This is a genomic window from Bartonella kosoyi (genome assembly GCF_003606325.2).
Classification (GTDB): Bacteria; Pseudomonadota; Alphaproteobacteria; order Rhizobiales; family Rhizobiaceae; genus Bartonella; species Bartonella kosoyi.
On record NZ_CP031843.2, the window covers coordinates 2,150,475 to 2,167,182 of the forward strand.

The window sequence follows — 16,708 nt, forward strand, 5'->3', positions numbered from 1 at the left end:
TCACGACAGTGCACTGCAAAATAACGCTCCATACCTTGTGATCATATAAACCAACCTTTCCCCCTTCACCTCTCCTCCCTCTCTTATAGTGACCACGCCCCCTTCATCCCATTCTCTCCCCCTTCACTCTCTGCTTTCTCTTCTCTCCCATCAACGCACCCATACGCCCCTCTTCATCTCAACGTGTCCCCTCCATTGACAAAATCTCCACCTCCAAATCCTCTCCACCCCTCAACGCATCACACAAAACGCCAATACGCCTCCAAAGGCTATACAACGCCTAAATCCCCCCACGCTCTTGAACGTTCACTTCATTTTCACAGAACCACATTTTTACGCTTTTACAGAATTAAGCCAAATGCAACGTCCACAACAGTTTTACAAGAGCGCATACATAACCACTTATTTCCCAACAAGCTTATCTTCCCACGACCTTGCCTCCATTCTCCACGCATTCCCTCACGCTTCTCACCGTCTCTTTTAAAGAATTTTCTGCCCTTCCTCAAAGAATGAAAATTTCGATTAACATCGATTGACAATCCCTCTTCAAAAAGCATCTTCCCCAAAAAACAAAACGTCCACACCACTCAAGCAACAATACGCTACACTCCAACTTCGCCAAGCCAAGCCCCCTTCATATCACATCCCCTCAAACGATGTTTTTTCTTGATAAAAAACATCAAAGATCAAAACAGATATCTTAATTTTCCTCTTACACGACAGATTGAAAAGTGCCTAGAAAATTTAATTGATCAGCTTCAACCATTAGACTAATATTTAAAAGAAGATTACAGAAAGGAATTTCCTATGCAAAAGAAATTACCCAAAAGTTATATGACAGATGCTGAACGTGAGGAATTACGAGCAGGCGGTTTAGATTAAGACTGTATCTATCTCTCTGAATCAGAAGCAGCAGATCGTGCTGGTGATGACAAAGCAGCATGGGAATGGTTAGCAATAGCTGATTTACCAGCTCACACACTCTTGTTTCTTAGATCTCAAAATGGAGCACAATTTATACGTGATATGGGGTTTTCTACCAAGAATGCGGATGAAGAATATTGTGCAGATTGGCTAGACAAAGGTGTTATGATAGGAGGTCATTATTTCTAAAGAATTAGAACGGATTTTGTCTCGCGAAGAAGGCTATGTGAAAAAAATCAATGATACATTAGCCGCGAAGAGATGAAGAGATTATGTGATATACGAAATGATTTGTGTAGTCATATTCGTAACGTTAGAAAGAGTGGGGATTTATCATCGCTTCTTGATACAGAGCGTAGCATAATAAAAAGTGACTTGCTCAGATATGCCAATAGCCAGGCTATGACCAGCAGCCTTAAAACAGCATTAACTGAAATAAATGTTGTTAAGAAGCACGGAGCACTTGTTAATGATCCTACGCGTTACAAAGTGATCAATGAGGCTTATAGTTTACCCAAAAATCGTAAAGGTGATTTGCCTTATGATGAAGCTATGCCAAGCCATGGCATCCCATTATGCACGGTTAGAAAATTTAGACAAAGAGCGTTTAACATCCGTTGAAAAATCAATTATTGACATGCGAAGAGAAAATATCAAGGCAATGCAAAAACTTTACGAAAAGATGCAAGCTAAAGCTATCGGCGTAGACCTATAAAAATCGATTAGTATACAAATTAAAAAGGCTTTTCATAACGCTCGTATCCAATTACCTGCCATCTCCCAAAGACCGAAAGTTTTTAAGCATCAATTGACAATCCCACTTCCAAAAGTAGATTCCCCAAAAACGACAAAGCACACACACACCACTCAGTAAACAACCGCTCAATCAACAATCTCCCCCTCAACACATCAGACAAAAGCCCCAATACACCTCCAAAGGCTATACAACGCCTAAATCCCCCCACGCTCTTGAACGTTCACTTCATTTTCACAGAACCACATTTTTACGCTTTTACAGAATTAAGCCAAATGCAACGTCCAAACCAACCACCCCACACTGCTCTATAAACAACAGTGTGTGCATAAATAATCTAAATGCTTTCCTAGCAGATTTTCACCATTGTCCACTCAAGCAGAGCAGCAGACCGTAAGAACCCCTAACACCAACGGTGTTATGGTATAAGAGGATTATCGCCCCTCCTCTTCGCCCTCCAATCCTCTCCACCCCTCAACACATCAGACAAAAGCCCCAATACACCTCCAAAGGCTATACAACGCCTAAATCCCCCCACGCTCTTGAACGTTCACTTCATTTTCACAGAACCACATTTTTACGCTTTTACAGAATTAAGCCAAATGCAACGTCCAAACCAACCACCCCACACTGCTCTATAAACAACAGTGTGTGCATAAATAATCTAAATGCTTTCCTAGCAGATTTTCACCATTGTCCACTCAAGCAGAGCAGCAGACCGTAAGAACCCCTAACACCAACGGTGTTATGGTATAAGAGGATTATCGCCCCTTCTATCCCGTGGAATTTCCCCCGACTTATGTTTCCGGTAAAAACGCTAATCGATCACCTTGTTTTGTCACTGTCACCGCTGTTTCGTCTTGTATTTCTCCAAACAAGATTTTTTCTGCGAGAGGATCTTGAATTTCCTTTTGGATAATCCGTTTAAGGGGGCGTGCCCCATAAAGGGGATCATAGCCTTTATCGGCAAGGAATTGTCGTACTTCTGGTTTGATCTGCAAGGTTATGTTGCGTTCATTGAGCAAATTTTGCAAATGTTGTATCTGAATATCAACAATCGCCTCCATATCTTTGCGTTGCAACCGCTGAAAAAGAATAATCTCATCAATACGATTTAAAAACTCCGGACGGAAAGCAGCTTTTACAACATTCATCACATCGTCTTTTGCTTGATCAACCGTTTGTCCTTCCGGCAAAGCGGTTAAAAATTCAGCACCAAGATTGGAAGTCATAATCAACAAAGTATTACGAAAATCGACTGTTCTTCCTTGACTATCGGTCAAGCGCCCTTCATCCAACACTTGCAGCAGCAGATTAAAGATATCCGGATGCGCCTTTTCAATTTCATCAAAGAGAATAACTTGATAAGGTCTTCTTCGTACAGCCTCTGTCAGCACGCCCCCTTCTTCATATCCGACGTATCCTGGAGGTGCTCCGATCAAGCGTGCTCCTGCATGCTTTTCCATATATTCCGACATATCAATACGCAACATGGCATTGGGATCTTGAAAAAGAAACGCTGCCAAAGCTTTGGTGAGTTCTGTTTTTCCCACACCGGTAGGTCCCAAAAACATGAAAGAACCCAGAGGACGATTGGGATCTTGCAGCCCTGCCCGCGCCCGCCGTACAGCCCGCGCAACAGCTTGAACCGCTTCACTCTGTCCCACAACACGGGTAGCAATTTCATCTTCCATGCGCAAGAGCGCTTCGCGTTCTGCTTCCAACATCCGATCAACAGGAATACCGGTCCAGCGTGAAACAATCCGGGCAATATGTTCAGCGGTCACCGTTTCTTCAACGAGATGATTTTGCTGGTCATCATTTTCGGCTAAAGTTAATTGTTTTTCGAGTTCTGGAATAACACTATAAGCCAATTCCCCAGCGCGTTGGAATTGTCCATCCCGCTGTGCAATAGCCAAAGCATTGCGCGCTTCTTCGAGTTGTTTTTTCAAATCAGCCGCATGCCCTAATTTTTGTTTTTCAGCCTGCCAAGCCGTTGTCATTTCCGCAGATTGTTGTTCCAATATTTTGAGTTCTTCCTGCACATTTTTCAAACGCTCTTTAGCTGTAGGTTCAACATCTGTCTTCAAGGCTTCCCGTTCGATTTTCAACTGTAAAATGCGCCGATCGAGAGCATCTAATTCTTCAGGCTTTGAATCAACCTGCATACGCAAGCGTGCAGCGGCTTCATCGATCAGATCAATCGCTTTATCGGGCAAGAACCGATCGGTAATATAACGAGAAGAAAGTCGTGCAGCGGCAATTAAAGCACTGTCTGCCAAGCGCACTTTGTGGTGCTGTTCATATTTTTCTTTAATACCGCGCAAAATAGAAATGGTATCTTCTAAAGAGGGCTCAGGTACGAAGACCGGTTGGAAACGTCTAGCAAGAGCAGCATCTTTTTCGACATATTTTCGATATTCATCGAGGGTTGTTGCGCCCACACAATGGAGTTCTCCACGGGCAAGAGCCGGCTTTAACAAGTTGGAAGCATCCATCGGACCATCAGATTTTCCAGCCCCCACGAGGTTATGCAATTCATCAATAAAGAGAATAATCTGCCCATTTTCGGCTTGCACTTCCGCTAGAACAGCTTTAAGGCGTTCTTCAAATTCCCCGCGATATTTTGCGCCCGCAATAAGCGCGCCCATATCGAGCGCATAGAGTTGTTTATCGCGCAAAGTTTCTGGAACATCGCCATTGATAATACGCAGTGCCAACCCTTCGACAATAGCGGTTTTTCCCACACCGGGTTCACCGATCAGCACAGGATTATTTTTCGTCCGCCGTGAGAGTACCTGAATGGTGCGACGAATTTCTTCTTCTCGCCCGATGACAGGGTCGAGTTTTCCCTCGCGTGCATCTTTTGTGAGATCACGAGCATATTTTTGCAAGGCATCATATTGGCCCTCAGCATGGGGGCTTGTCGCTGTTTTTCCTTTGCGCAGATCATTAATTGCCTGATTAAGGGCTTGCGGGGTTAACCCAGCCTTTGTGAGAATATCAGCTGTTTTTGCGGACTTTTCCATCAACAGCGCTTGCAACATGCGCTCCACGGTCACAAATTGATCACCGGCTTTTTGTGCGATCTCCTCCGCGGCTGCGAAGACTTTTGCCACCGGCTGCGAGAGATAGAGCTGTCCATTTCCCCCTTGCACTTTTGGCAAAGCTTCGAGCGCTTCTTTAAGCGCCTTTTGAATAAGCTTCAGATCTCCCCCTGCTTTTTGGATCAGCGATGCAGCCAATCCTTGCGGATCATCTAACAAGACTTTCAAGAAATGTTCCGGCATAAACTGCTGATGATCAGAAGCCAGAGCATTATTTTGTGCTGATTGTAAAAACCCCTGCACGCGTTCGCTATATTTTTCCAAGTGCATTTTTTTCCTTTCTTGAGGCAACCCTTTAAGCCTGACTTCTTAGTCATCGCCACGGCCCTTTTTCTCTCTCAAAACACCTACCAAAAGCTCTCCCCAGCATGTCATAAAGACCGCCCCACCACACGAACACCAGAAACGTTGAAGCATGAAGAACTGTCGTGTTAAAATGAATATGGGTTGTGATCCAAACGAGTGCAAGAGCAAAACATGAAAGAAAAAACAAGAACAAGAAACGCATGCGAAAAACCTCATAGAACCAGAAGATAGAGCACCAAGATTTTGCAAAAAAGCTCTCCCAAAAGTGGCTCTCATCCCTTGCGACAAATTGCCCATCGCCCAAGACACTCAGAAGAGCACCTTTAAGAAGAACATGAAAGCCGCCGCCTCTCAAAAATTGACTTTACCCCGCCATACGTGCCCCTCTTCCCTCAACACACCCCGAATATTCAATTGTTCTCACCTTCCCTCCATCAACACCCCAATACGTGCGCGCCCTTCTCCATCCCAACTTACCCTCCATTCATAAGATCTTCACTCCCCAAGCCTCTCTCCCCATTCCACACTATGGCAAAAAAACCAAACCACACCCTAAAACCTCCACAGCTTAAACGCCCCTTTCTTTTTTACAGATACACGCCTTTACGCTTTCCCCATTTTTACTCAAAAGCAGCCAACCAAAGCGGCACACTCCTGCGTTTCTCAATACACAGCCACTTTGTAAACAACACAAACAATTTAGCAACGCTCCTATCTTGAGATCACCGCCCTTGGGGGGGGCGGTGCGACAAAAGGTGCAACAAGCAAGCTCCACAATCCACGCAGACAAAAAAGAATCTTAAATGTATAAAGCGATAGAACTGATATCACCACACTTCAAAGATTAGTGTTTTACACTATGGTAGGATCATGAGCGCACTGTCTTTTTTTTAAAAAAGAAACGACATGGAGATCTCAAATCGCTCAATGATCGTCCTCTCCTGTCGTATCAGAGGGTGTTAACGTTTTACTTTTTTTAATTTTTATAACACCAGTCATTCCAGTAAGAATGATAAAGGCAGACATCGTTAAAAAAGAGCTCATTAATCCGACGAGAGCAAAAAGCCCAGCAATAAGGCCAGACGCAGCTTCAGCAGAGTTTGCTAGAGTTGAAAAGGTTCCAAAACTCTTACCAAAATCTTCACGACGAGAATATAATTGAAGCGCTGAGACTAAACTAATATCCACAAATGCACCCGTAAATCCTAAAACAAAAGCGAACACGAGAAGGAGTTTGAAAGAAAGGACTACCACTAAAGGCATAACAAATAAAACGCTCCCATAAAGAAGCCAAAAGACCATAAGCTTTAATGATGTAACCTTGGATATAATTTTATGATAGAATACACCACCGATAATCGTTCCCACAGCCATGAGAGAAAAAAGTGAACTCACAAAGCTTTCTTCTCCCCCCACAGACAGAACAAAAGCTGGAATTAAAAATCTTAAAATTGCCCCCGTAAAGAGAATAGCAACCGACGATCCAATAAGCGTAATCAATAAGTTATTATTTTCAGTATAAATAGCTTTAAGATAAGAAGTGGTTTCGCGATAAATTTTTATAAAATTGAATGATTGAGTCTCACTTGCATTTAAACTCATGAGATTCAATAACAGGATAATAGAGATAAAGTAGGTAAAAAAATCAAAAATGAGGACGGTGGATTTATTGGCTAAAAACAGCAGGAGGGAACAAACTAAAGGACCAATGACGGCGGCAATTTCATTGATAATTTGTGCAAGACTATTTGCTTTAGTCAGATCCTTTCTTGCAAACATTTTCAGGATAGCAGCTTGAAAGCTTGGTTGAAAAATACTTCTTCCAATTGTTGTACCTATTGCTGCCAAAATAAGCACAATAATATGAGCCGTCCCTGTTATCGTGGTTATCCAAACGAATAATGAGGCAAATAATCTCACCACTTCACTGCAGATCATATTTTTCTTCAAAGAAAAATTATCTGCGAACCAACCGCCTATAGGTCCAAAAAAGAGAAAAGGGATAAATCGAAAAAAATACACAAGACCGATCAAAAAGGCATTATCTGTGACTTCTAAGACAAGTAAAACGAAAACGACTTCATAAGCATAATCACCAACTTTAGAAATAAACAGAGAAGAAAAAAGAGCGAAGGGACTCTTTTTAAAAAATAACTTCATATCACCCACCCGATATTAAACTTTTTTACAGTTAAAGTCCCCCGCCCTTTCATACAATTGATGATATGAACTTCAAAGGAACGCCCAATTCGTTGTCAAAATATCTCCGCTAAGTATTCCATACCCTAATATCGATCTCAAAGAACATTTTTTCACAAAAAAAGAGGATAATTCTTGAGTTCCAAAAAATATTTTCACCTTCCCAATATCTTCATTTTTCTTGCCAATCTTCTGAAATTCCTTTATTACTTAAAAGATATTTTGATCGTCTACGCACCGATCAAGAGGGAACTAAAAGCCCTAAACCCTAGCGTATAGTTGAACCCACTCTTGTGGGTGTCCCGGGATTCCGGGAGATTTTGCTATGTCCAGGTGCTTGACCGCACTAAAAGCAAAAAGCTGACTAGGGTTCAGTACTTTTAGACTCCCGGAATACCCATGCGAGGGCGCTCGCAACCGGAGGGGAAACAAAGTGCAAACCAAAAATTCACAGTTTCAAACCAAAAACCCACATTTTATTGATATTGCGATTGGCAAAAGAATTCGTCAAAGACGCATGGCCATGGGGCTTACTCAAAAGGCATTAGGGAATTCTTTAGGGGTGAGTTTCCAACAAATTCAAAAATATGAAAAAGGTTTAAACCGTGTAAGCGCAAGCTGTTTACTAGAAATCGCTACACAACTACAAGTTCCAATAAGCTTTTTTTATGCGGATCTTTTAACAAAGGATATTGTCTCAAAAGACCATCACGCACACCCTGATCAATACATCTATAGCGCACAAGAATTTTCCCTTTTAAAAAACTTTAGAGAGCTTACCCGCAAAAAACAGCAAGCGATTTGGTGTCTAATCTCTGACTAGACCAAAGTGCACAGAAACATTCTTCGCGCATCTCCCCCTAAAATATAAGATTCAGATCAAGCCCCCTCAAAGGACAAAGGACCGTATTTCAAAAAACTTACCAAACAAGCCGTCCCTTAAATATTCAACATGACATGCGCACAAAAACACCTAAATTGTAAATCTATTCTCCAATACCAACCTCACAGAACGGTGTTTTAGGGCATGATAAGATACTTGTTTCATTGATGAGTAAATCATTTAGAAGAAACAATTGATAAAGAACTGTTTACCAATATTCTGATCCCCAATAAACAGAATAATCCCATCATTCCAGAAAGAAGGAATAACTTCCCCGAAGAAGTGTGATCTAAAACAAAGGCTCCAATAAACGGCGCCACCAACATCGCTAAATTTTGTATAGACTGCACCCATCCAGAAGCGACCCCAATTTGTTCATTAAAATTGGTTACCAGATAAACGTTAGAAGATATGGAAAAGTAAGCACTGACCATTCCAATGAGGAAAAAACAGAGCAACAAAGTTTCAATATGGAGTAAGTCTAAGTAAAAAAAGCACACGGAGATCATGACAAAACACACCATTGTTAACATCGCTGGCATTAACAACTCCGATATTTTGCCTGTAAGGGGTCTATGTTTTGATTTTTTCACACTCCAAAACCCATATAGAAAATTACCAATCGCCGAAGCAGATACCAGCATCCCAAGTGCCTGTTTATTCATCTTCATTGCCTTAAGAATGACCGGCAACTGATTATTCACCATAAAAACCATGGCAAAATAAATGAACATCACCCCCACATAGGCATACCAATTTATCCCATAAAGGCTCTGTTGTGATGTCTTACTATTTGCTTTTTTTATCATTGACATTGAGACAGGCTGCGAACCAATACTACAAAACACCATAAAACCTAGCAATGTCAAAAATCCAGAAAACAATAAAGTATAGGTGTCTGACCAAAGTGCAGAGAGCGTACTGCCCAAAGCAGGTCCGATCATTTTTGCCGCGCTATTGATCATGTTCAAAACAGAATAGTAACGGCTCCGTTCGCATTCAGGGACAGAATTTGCACTAAGAACGGAAATTGCAGGCATAGCGACACTATTGAATATCGCTCGAATGACTGCCAATACAATAAATCCTTGCAGAGTAGTCGCCATCAATAAAGCGACAGTACACAGCGCGCGCAACAGCAGTGACGCCCGCAACCAATGTATCATATACTTGCTACTAACAAGCATTCCAATTGGCTTAGACAGAATAATTCCAGGGAATAATGTTGCAGCCCCAATAAAAGCGACATCATATTGATCTGCTTTCCAATAGAACACGGATACGGTCAAAATTACAATGTAATCAATCCATCCCCCAAATGACACGATGCCATCTCCCAGCAAAATCACCCGCAAGCGATTTTTTGTTGCCGCATTTACTTGCACCAAAATACGACTCCTGCTTTTTCATCAGCAAAGCTGATAGGATTTTTGCTTCTTTCTTGCGCCCTAAAGGCATCAATGACTGTCCTGCAACCCGGCAATTTATAATCGTCAATAATAACAAAACCAGCAGTGACCATTGCAGTGCAAAGCAGCAATGCGGTTATCATGATGTTGCTCATAGATTTCCCACCCCATTTGTCTTTCAGTTTGAGGAGGTTTAAGCACAATTTAAAAATTCTGCCATACTACCAATTTTTCACAACCAATGATGCCAAGATATCATGGTGCCATAAATACAATGGACCTTAGATTACCATACCAGAGTGGATAGATTCCGCTGTAACTATTTGAATGGTTTAAGACATTTCCGATGAAAATTCCCCGCTCTTTTAGTGTCTACTGTAGTCAGTAGGCATCTATTATATCTTCCCTACCTCTTTAGCAAGAGATAGTTGTGGAATGATACACTCCCTTGCAGTTTTATAGTAATTTTTTCATTTTTCTTGCCAACCTTCTAAGATTCCTTTATTAATGAGCACGTGTTTTTGATCGTCCACGCAACGGTCAAATAGGGATCTAAAAGCCCGAAAGCTTAATACATAAATTTATCCCGCTTTGCGGGTATCCCGGGATTCCGGGAGATTTTGCTATGTCCAGGTGCTCGACCGCACTAAAAGCAAAATGCTGACTAGGGTTCAGTACTTGTTACTCCCGGAATACCAATGCGAGGGCGCTCGCAACCGGAGGGGAAGCAAAGTGCAAGCTAAAAATTCACAGTTTCAAACCAAAAACCCACATTTTATTGATGTTTCAATCGGCAAAAGAATTCGTCAAAGACGCATGGCCATGGGGCTTACTCAAAAGGCATTAGGGAATTCTTTAGGGGTGAGTTTCCAACAAATTCAAAAATATGAAAAAGGTTTAAACCGTGTAAGCGCAAGCTGTTTACTAGAAATCGCTACACAACTACAAGTTCCAATAAGCTTTTTTTATGCGGATCTTTTAACAAAGGATATTGTCTCAAAAGACCATCACGCACACCCTGATCAATACATCTATAGCGCACAAGAATTTTCCCTTTTAAAAAACTTTAGAGAGCTTACCCGCAAAAAACAGCAAGCGATTTGGTGTCTAATCTCTGATTAGACCAAAGTGCACAGAAACATTCTTCGCGCATCTCCCTCCCCCAGCTTAAAATTCCCATCCCCCACAAAGAGCAGTGTTTTAGGGCATGATAGGATAAATTTATCATAGAAGAGAAAAATGCGCTAAGCTTAAAAAGTAAGCCCCATTATTCCTATAACAATGACACCATCACGATCTTAACTGAAAAGGTTAAGAAAGGAGTCTTGCTGAGAGCCCATTTTGCGTTAGCAGGTCTATTGCTAATTTATCAAATGAAACAAAGGTTTCACCGCCTAGCCAATGTCCCTCATAAGATATAATTCCATCAGCAAAATCTCCACCAGCCTCAAGCATAGCAAGCCCTGCTTCAACAGCTGGTCGATTCATGACAACATTACGCGTTGCAAGAAGATTACGAACCATCAAAGCAATCTCTTCTTTTGATAATTTTGCCCCGCGGCGGAGTATCCAAATAAGTTCACAAAGACAAGGCAAAGAAATAGCGATGAGAGAAGCTTCTCTTAAGATCTTACTTGCTATTTCACCTTGCTTTTTATCATCTTGTAAAACAGCGCGGGCTAAAACATTTGTATCTACAGAAATCCTCACTTTTTCCCCGCCCAACCAGAGGCAGCAATTTCGTTCATTTCTTCGACAGTCAGTGTTTTTTTAACTTTTCCGGCAAATCGTCCAATAAAGCTATCAATTGTGCTTGTAGGCTGTGCTGCTTTTATACGAAGTTCACCACCTGGTAACTTATCAAAGTTGATGCGCTCTCCTGGTTTAACACCAAGGTGCTGGAGTAAATCCCGCTTCAGCGTCACTTGTCCTTTTGCTGTAACAGTTAGTGAAGGCATAGAAAAATCCTCTTAATATAAATATCGTTATTCAGTATATATATAAAAAATAATGAAAAATTCAATTACTTTTTAAAATTACCAAAGCACTATAGGGCAGATCCTGAACATGAGGAATTGTAAGATATATTCGTTTTCATACCGGCAATATCTGATTACACCCGAAAAATAGGAGACCTTGAACTCCTTCCTGCATTAAACAACGGTGCTTTATGGCATAGGAGAATGTGTAGAATTGAAGATGATCATGTTTCATCTATCCACTAACACAAATGCGATCAATAGGAAAAGCTTTTAAAGCAGAAAAACACGCACCATTGAAAAAAAATGATGAGGCCGTAGGTTTTACGCATCCTCCACCTTTTTCTTAAAACAGCAAAGGAACGCCCAATTCGTTGTCAAAATATCCTCGCTAAGTATTCCATACCCTAATATCGATCTCAAAGAACATTTTTTCACAAAAAAAGAGATAATTCTTGAGTTCCAAAAAATATTTTCACCTTTCCAGTATCTTCATTTTTCTTGCCAATCTTCTGAAATTGCCTTATTACTTAAAAGATATTTTGATCGTCTACGCACCGATCAAGAGGGAACTAAAAGCCCTAAATCCGAGCGTACCATTGAACCCACTGTTGTGGATATCCCGGAATTCCGGGAGTTTTTGCTATGTCCAGGTGCTTGTCTGCACTAAAAGCAAAAAAACTGACTCGGATTCAGTACTTTTAGACTCCCGGAATACCCATGCGAGGGCGCTCGCAACCGGAGGGGAAATAAAGTGCAAACCAAAAATTCACAATTTCAAACCAAAAACCCACATTTTATTGATATTGCGATTGGCAAAAGAATTCGTCAAAGACGCATGGCCATGGAGCTTACTCAAAAGGCATTAGGGAATTCTTTAGGGGTGAGTTTCCAACAAATTCAAAAATATGAAAAAGGTTTAAACCGTGTAAGCGCAAGCTGTTTACTAGAAATCGCTACACAACTACAAGTTCCAATAAGCTTTTTTTATGCGGATCTTTTAACAAAGGATATTGTCTCAAAAGACCATCACGCACACCCTGATCAATACATCTATAGCGCACAAGAATTTTCCCTTTTAAAAAACTTTAGAGAGCTTACCCGCAAAAAACAGCAAGCGATTTGGTGTCTAATCTCTGACTAGACCAAAGTGCACAGAAACATTCTTCGCGCATCTCCCCCTAAAATATAAGATTCAGATCAAGCCCCCTCAAAGGACAAAGGACCGTATTTCAAAAAGCTTACCAAACAAGCCGTCCCTTAAATATTCAACATGACACGCGCACAAAAACACCTAAATTGTAAATTTATATACCCAATATCGAATCTTAAAGAGTGTTTTTTACAGCATAATACAACATAAGAGGATAATGAGATAATTCTTGAGCTCCAAAAATATTTTCACCTTTCCAGTATCTTCATTTTTCTTGCCAATCTTCTGAAATTCCTTTATTACTTAAAAGATATTTTGATCGTCTACGCACCGATCAAGAGGGAAAACAAGCCCTAAATCCGAGCGTATAGTTGAACCCACTGTTGTGGATATCCCGGAATTCCGGGAGTTTTTGCTATGTCCAGGTGCTTGTCTGCACTAAAAGCAAAAAAACTGACTCGGATTCAGTACTTGTTACTCCCGGAATACCAATGCGAGGGCGCTCGCAACCGGAGGGGAAGCAAAGTGCAAACTAAAAATTCACAATTTCAAACCAAAAACCCACATTTTATTGATGTTTCAATTGGCAAAAGAATTCGTCAAAGACGCATGGCCATGGAGCTTACTCAAAAGGCATTAGGGAATTCTTTAGGGGTGAGTTTCCAACAAATCCAGAAATATGAAAAAGGTTTAAACCGTGTAAGCGCAAGCTGTTTACTAGAAATCGCTACACAACTACAAGTTCCAATAAGCTTTTTTTATGCAGATATTGTGACAGCAGATATTGTCTCAAAAGAAAATCTCTCACACCCTGATCAATACATCTATAGCGCACAAGAATTTTCCCTTTTAAAAAACTTTAGAGAGCTTACCCGCAAAAAACAGCAAGCGATTTGGTGTCTAATCTCTGACTAGACCAAAACGCACAGCAACATTCTTCGCGCATAGAGCCCTTTTGTTAAAATTGATGCCCCCTCACCATACTTTAAAAGACGCGACAAACAACCCCACCCCTAAAACATTCAACACTCTCTCTTACAAAAAAATACCCCAATGCGTAAAATCTATAAACCCAATATCAGCCTCAAAAAGTAGTGTTTCACAAAATAAGAGGATAATTCTTGCGATACAAAAAAAATTTCATTTTCCAAATAATTTCATTTTTCTTGCCAATCTCCTGAAATTCCTTTATTGATGAACACGTGTTTTGATCGTCCACGCAACGGTCAATAAGGAGTTGGATTCCTTAAAACTTAACGCATAAACAATTATGGCTATCCCGGAAATTCCGGGGGCTTTTGTTATGTCCAAGTGCGATAAGCACTAAAAACAAGAGACTGTTTAAGTTCAGTGAATCCAACCTCCCGGAATACCCATGCGAGGGCGCTCGCAACCGGAGGGGAAATAAAGTGCAAACCAAAAATTCACAATTTCAAACCAAAAACCCACATTTTATTGATATTGCGATTGGCAAAAGAATTCGTCAAAGACGCATGGCCATGGAGCTTACTCAAAAGGCATTAGGGAATTCTTTAGGGGTGAGTTTCCAACAAATTCAAAAATATGAAAAAGGTTTAAACCGTGTAAGCGCAAGCTGTTTACTAGAAATCGCTACACAACTACAAGTTCCAATAAGCTTTTTTTATGCGGATCTTTTAACAAAGGATATTGTCTCAAAAGACCATCACGCACACCCTGATCAATACATCTATAGCGCACAAGAATTTTCCCTTTTAAAAAACTTTAGAGAGCTTACCCGCAAAAAACAGCAAGCGATTTGGTGTCTAATCTCTGACTAGACCAAAGTGCACAGAAACATTCTTCGCTCATACTATGCTTTTCAGTAAAATTTATGCACCTCTCAAAGAGAATATTTCATAAGACAGGACAGATAATGCCACTCTAAAATATTCTTAATTTCTATGTACTTTCAAAAAAGTTCCCAACCATCATTGCTCCAAAAAACACCCAATAACCCCGCTTCTTCTCCCCCCACCCCACAAGACAAAACCTCCACACCACACCATTGAGAAAACAAACGACAATCCAGCCTCTTAACCCCGCGCGCTATCCCAAATCACCTCTTCAAAAATATGGAACAGACAAGACCAAACAATCCCTATCCTCTGCGCTTTTTCATGCATCCCTTCACACCACCACTTTTTTGTACAGGACCATCCTAACCTATCCATACGCACTTTCCCTCTCCTCCATTCTATCCTCTCATTCCCCTACACACACTTACCTCTTTCTCTCTTTCCCAACTTCTCCCTCCTCCAATCATACCACCCCTCACCATCCCAATTTGCCCTTCCACTCACACGAGGCTCTCCTCCAGTCACATCTCCCTTTTCACCACGGCTTACCCCCATTCACAAACGCTTCCGCCCCAATTCGCTCCCTCCATTTCACGCCATGCCACAAGCCCAAACCACGGCCCCAAAGCTTGCACAACAGATCAATCCTCCACGGCTTAAACGACCCTTATCTTTTTACAGATACACGTTTTTACATTTTACCATTTTTAAAGAAATCTGTAGACTAAACTGCCAATAAAAAGACCGATTGGCTTGCCCCCACAAGACAAAACCTCCACCCCACACCATTGAGAAAACAAACGACAATCCAGCCTCTTAACCCCGCGCGCTATCCCAAATCGTCCCCTCAAAAACATGGAACAGACAAGACCAAACAATCCCCTATCCTCCGCGCTTTTTCATGCATCCCTTCGCACCGCCGCCTCTTATACAGGACCATCCTAACCTATCCATACGCACTTTTCCTCTCCTCCATTCTATCCTCTCATTCCCCTACACACACTTACCTCTTTCTCTCTTTCCCAACTTCTCCCTCCTCCAATCATACCACCCCTCACCATCCCAATTTGCCCTTCCACTCACACGAGGCTCTCCTCCAGTCACATCTCCCTTTTCACCACGGCTTACCCCCATTCACAAACGCTTCCGCCCCAATTCGCTCCCTCCATTTCACGCCATGCCACAAGCCCAAACCACGGCCCCAAAGCTTGCACAACAGATCAATCCTCCACGGCTTAAACGACCCTTATCTTTTTACAGATACACGTTTTTACATTTTACCATTTTTAAAGAAATCTGTAGACTAAACTGCCAATAAAAAGACCGATTGGCTTGCCCCCACAAGACAAAACCTCCACACCACACCATTGAGGAAACAAACGACAATCCAGCCTCTTATCCCACACTCTTCTCTCCCTTACACATTCGCCTTCACACACTTACCCCCTATTCCGCATGCCTTCACGCTCTCCACCTTTCCCATCAGCGCCCTCAACATACCTCTCCACCCTGCAGCTTGTCCCTCCATTGACAAACTCTTCACTCCCCAATCCTCTCTCCCCATTCCACACTATGGCAAAAAACCAAACCCCACCCCCAAGCCTCCACAAAGCATAAAACCCTCCACGTCTTGGAACTTTCCTTCTTTTCTTACGATTTAACGTTTTTACGCTTTACCATCTTTACTAAAAAGCAACCCAATGAAACTTCGAAACCACTCCCCTATTCCCCTTCAAAAGGCAAATTCCCCCAAAGAACAAATCCTCCCCCCAACCCTTACCCCAATACGCAAAGCTCACATAACCTCCACCATAGAAATCCGCCCTTTATTCTTCTTCATCACTAACCTGCGAAGGTGGAGGAAGGATATAAGCCCCCGAAAGCCAACGATTAAGGTCAATGGCGCGGCATCGGGGTGAGCAAAAAGGATAAGCAGATTTTTGCGACATTTGACCACAAATAGGACAAGGATGCGGCGGACGAGTGTCTTTTAGCAAAGGGGGATCTTGTTGCTCAGAGCATCCTTTTTGACTATGCAGCTTCCTTTGACTTTGAAACGTTTGTGTTCTTTCCTCTTTCATTAAATTTTCTTCTGTTTCTTTTTTTTCATTTTTGCTTTGCACTTTTTGGCACTCTTTTTGCTGCCTTTCACCCTGCATAGCTCTTACCTTCAAATT

At 41.7% G+C, this 16,708-nt stretch carries 16 protein-coding genes; 7 read left to right on the forward strand and 9 right to left on the reverse strand.

The window, feature by feature from the left end; all coding sequences use genetic code 11:
• Positions 1 to 888 precede the first annotated feature (888 nt).
• Positions 889 to 1,113 carry a hypothetical protein gene (locus tag D1093_RS10360; protein WP_244614047.1) on the forward strand — a complete coding sequence of 75 codons (225 nt, stop codon included), beginning with the start codon at positions 889 to 891 and terminating at the stop codon, positions 1,111 to 1,113.
• Positions 1,114 to 1,465: 352 nt separating this feature from the next.
• The gene (locus D1093_RS10365) at positions 1,466 to 1,639 is read left to right on the forward strand and encodes a hypothetical protein (protein ID WP_244613999.1); all 174 of its coding nucleotides are present in this window, start codon (positions 1,466 to 1,468) and stop codon (positions 1,637 to 1,639) included.
• An 836-nt stretch (positions 1,640 to 2,475) separates the two neighbouring features.
• Here the strand turns inward: D1093_RS10365 and clpB are convergent.
• Together clpB and D1093_RS09225 are read right to left on the reverse strand one after the other, a co-directional pair.
• Entirely contained in the window at positions 2,476 to 5,055 is a 2,580-nt protein-coding gene (clpB, locus tag D1093_RS09220; RefSeq protein ID WP_120102204.1) for an ATP-dependent chaperone ClpB, read from the reverse strand.
• A 960-nt stretch (positions 5,056 to 6,015) separates the two neighbouring features.
• Entirely contained in the window at positions 6,016 to 7,251 is a 1,236-nt protein-coding gene (locus tag D1093_RS09225; RefSeq protein ID WP_120102416.1) for an MFS transporter, read from the reverse strand.
• Between the two features lie 472 nt (positions 7,252 to 7,723).
• On the opposite strand from D1093_RS09225, the gene D1093_RS09230 reads away from it, so the two are divergent.
• Complete coding sequence (locus D1093_RS09230; protein ID WP_120102208.1) at positions 7,724 to 8,113, forward strand: helix-turn-helix domain-containing protein; 390 nt, start codon at positions 7,724 to 7,726, stop codon at positions 8,111 to 8,113.
• A gap of 236 nt (positions 8,114 to 8,349) precedes the next feature.
• Here D1093_RS09230 and D1093_RS09235 read toward each other — a convergent pair whose 3' ends face one another.
• Positions 8,350 to 9,558: an MFS transporter gene (locus D1093_RS09235; protein ID WP_244614048.1), complete on the reverse strand. Its 1,209-nt coding sequence runs from the start codon at positions 9,556 to 9,558 to the stop codon at positions 8,350 to 8,352.
• Positions 9,549 to 9,737, reverse strand: a complete 189-nt coding sequence (locus tag D1093_RS09240; RefSeq protein WP_120102211.1) for a TylF/MycF/NovP-related O-methyltransferase — start codon at positions 9,735 to 9,737, stop codon at positions 9,549 to 9,551. The genes D1093_RS09235 and D1093_RS09240 overlap by 10 nt, the downstream gene beginning before the upstream one ends.
• A 577-nt stretch (positions 9,738 to 10,314) precedes the next feature.
• Here D1093_RS09240 and D1093_RS09245 point away from each other — a divergent pair.
• Positions 10,315 to 10,704, forward strand: a complete 390-nt coding sequence (locus tag D1093_RS09245) for a helix-turn-helix domain-containing protein (RefSeq protein ID WP_244614000.1) — start codon at positions 10,315 to 10,317, stop codon at positions 10,702 to 10,704.
• Between the two features lie 189 nt (positions 10,705 to 10,893).
• On the opposite strand, the gene D1093_RS09250 is transcribed toward D1093_RS09245, so the two are convergent.
• Both D1093_RS09250 and D1093_RS09255 read right to left on the reverse strand, forming a co-directional pair.
• Complete coding sequence (locus tag D1093_RS09250; protein ID WP_120102215.1) at positions 10,894 to 11,292, reverse strand: type II toxin-antitoxin system VapC family toxin; 399 nt, start codon at positions 11,290 to 11,292, stop codon at positions 10,894 to 10,896.
• Entirely contained in the window at positions 11,289 to 11,540 is a 252-nt protein-coding gene (locus tag D1093_RS09255; protein WP_005774741.1) for an AbrB/MazE/SpoVT family DNA-binding domain-containing protein, read from the reverse strand. The genes D1093_RS09250 and D1093_RS09255 overlap by 4 nt, the downstream gene beginning before the upstream one ends.
• 775 nt (positions 11,541 to 12,315) lie before the next feature.
• Between D1093_RS09255 and D1093_RS09260 the strand changes: the two genes are divergently transcribed.
• The 3 genes from D1093_RS09260 (at position 12,316) to D1093_RS09270 (ending at position 14,513) form a co-directional block, all read left to right on the forward strand.
• The gene (locus D1093_RS09260; protein ID WP_120102217.1) at positions 12,316 to 12,705 is read left to right on the forward strand and encodes a helix-turn-helix domain-containing protein; all 390 of its coding nucleotides are present in this window, start codon (positions 12,316 to 12,318) and stop codon (positions 12,703 to 12,705) included.
• A 534-nt stretch (positions 12,706 to 13,239) separates the two neighbouring features.
• Positions 13,240 to 13,629, forward strand: coding sequence for a helix-turn-helix domain-containing protein (locus D1093_RS09265; protein WP_174767404.1), 390 nt, complete (start codon positions 13,240 to 13,242; stop codon positions 13,627 to 13,629).
• A gap of 494 nt (positions 13,630 to 14,123) precedes the next feature.
• On the forward strand, positions 14,124 to 14,513 hold the full coding sequence (locus D1093_RS09270) for a helix-turn-helix domain-containing protein (protein WP_120102217.1): 390 nt from the start codon (positions 14,124 to 14,126) through the stop codon (positions 14,511 to 14,513).
• Between the two features lie 255 nt (positions 14,514 to 14,768).
• Here D1093_RS09270 and D1093_RS10050 read toward each other — a convergent pair whose 3' ends face one another.
• The 3 genes from D1093_RS10050 to yacG form a co-directional block, all read right to left on the reverse strand.
• Positions 14,769 to 14,906: a hypothetical protein gene (locus D1093_RS10050; protein WP_174767405.1), complete on the reverse strand. Its 138-nt coding sequence runs from the start codon at positions 14,904 to 14,906 to the stop codon at positions 14,769 to 14,771.
• A 1,064-nt stretch (positions 14,907 to 15,970) separates the two neighbouring features.
• Entirely contained in the window at positions 15,971 to 16,141 is a 171-nt protein-coding gene (locus D1093_RS09975) for a hypothetical protein (RefSeq protein WP_167309097.1), read from the reverse strand.
• 216 nt (positions 16,142 to 16,357) lie between these two features.
• Positions 16,358 to 16,690: a DNA gyrase inhibitor YacG gene (gene yacG, locus D1093_RS09285; RefSeq protein ID WP_174767406.1), complete on the reverse strand. Its 333-nt coding sequence runs from the start codon at positions 16,688 to 16,690 to the stop codon at positions 16,358 to 16,360.
• Between the last annotated feature and the right edge of the window lie 18 nt (positions 16,691 to 16,708).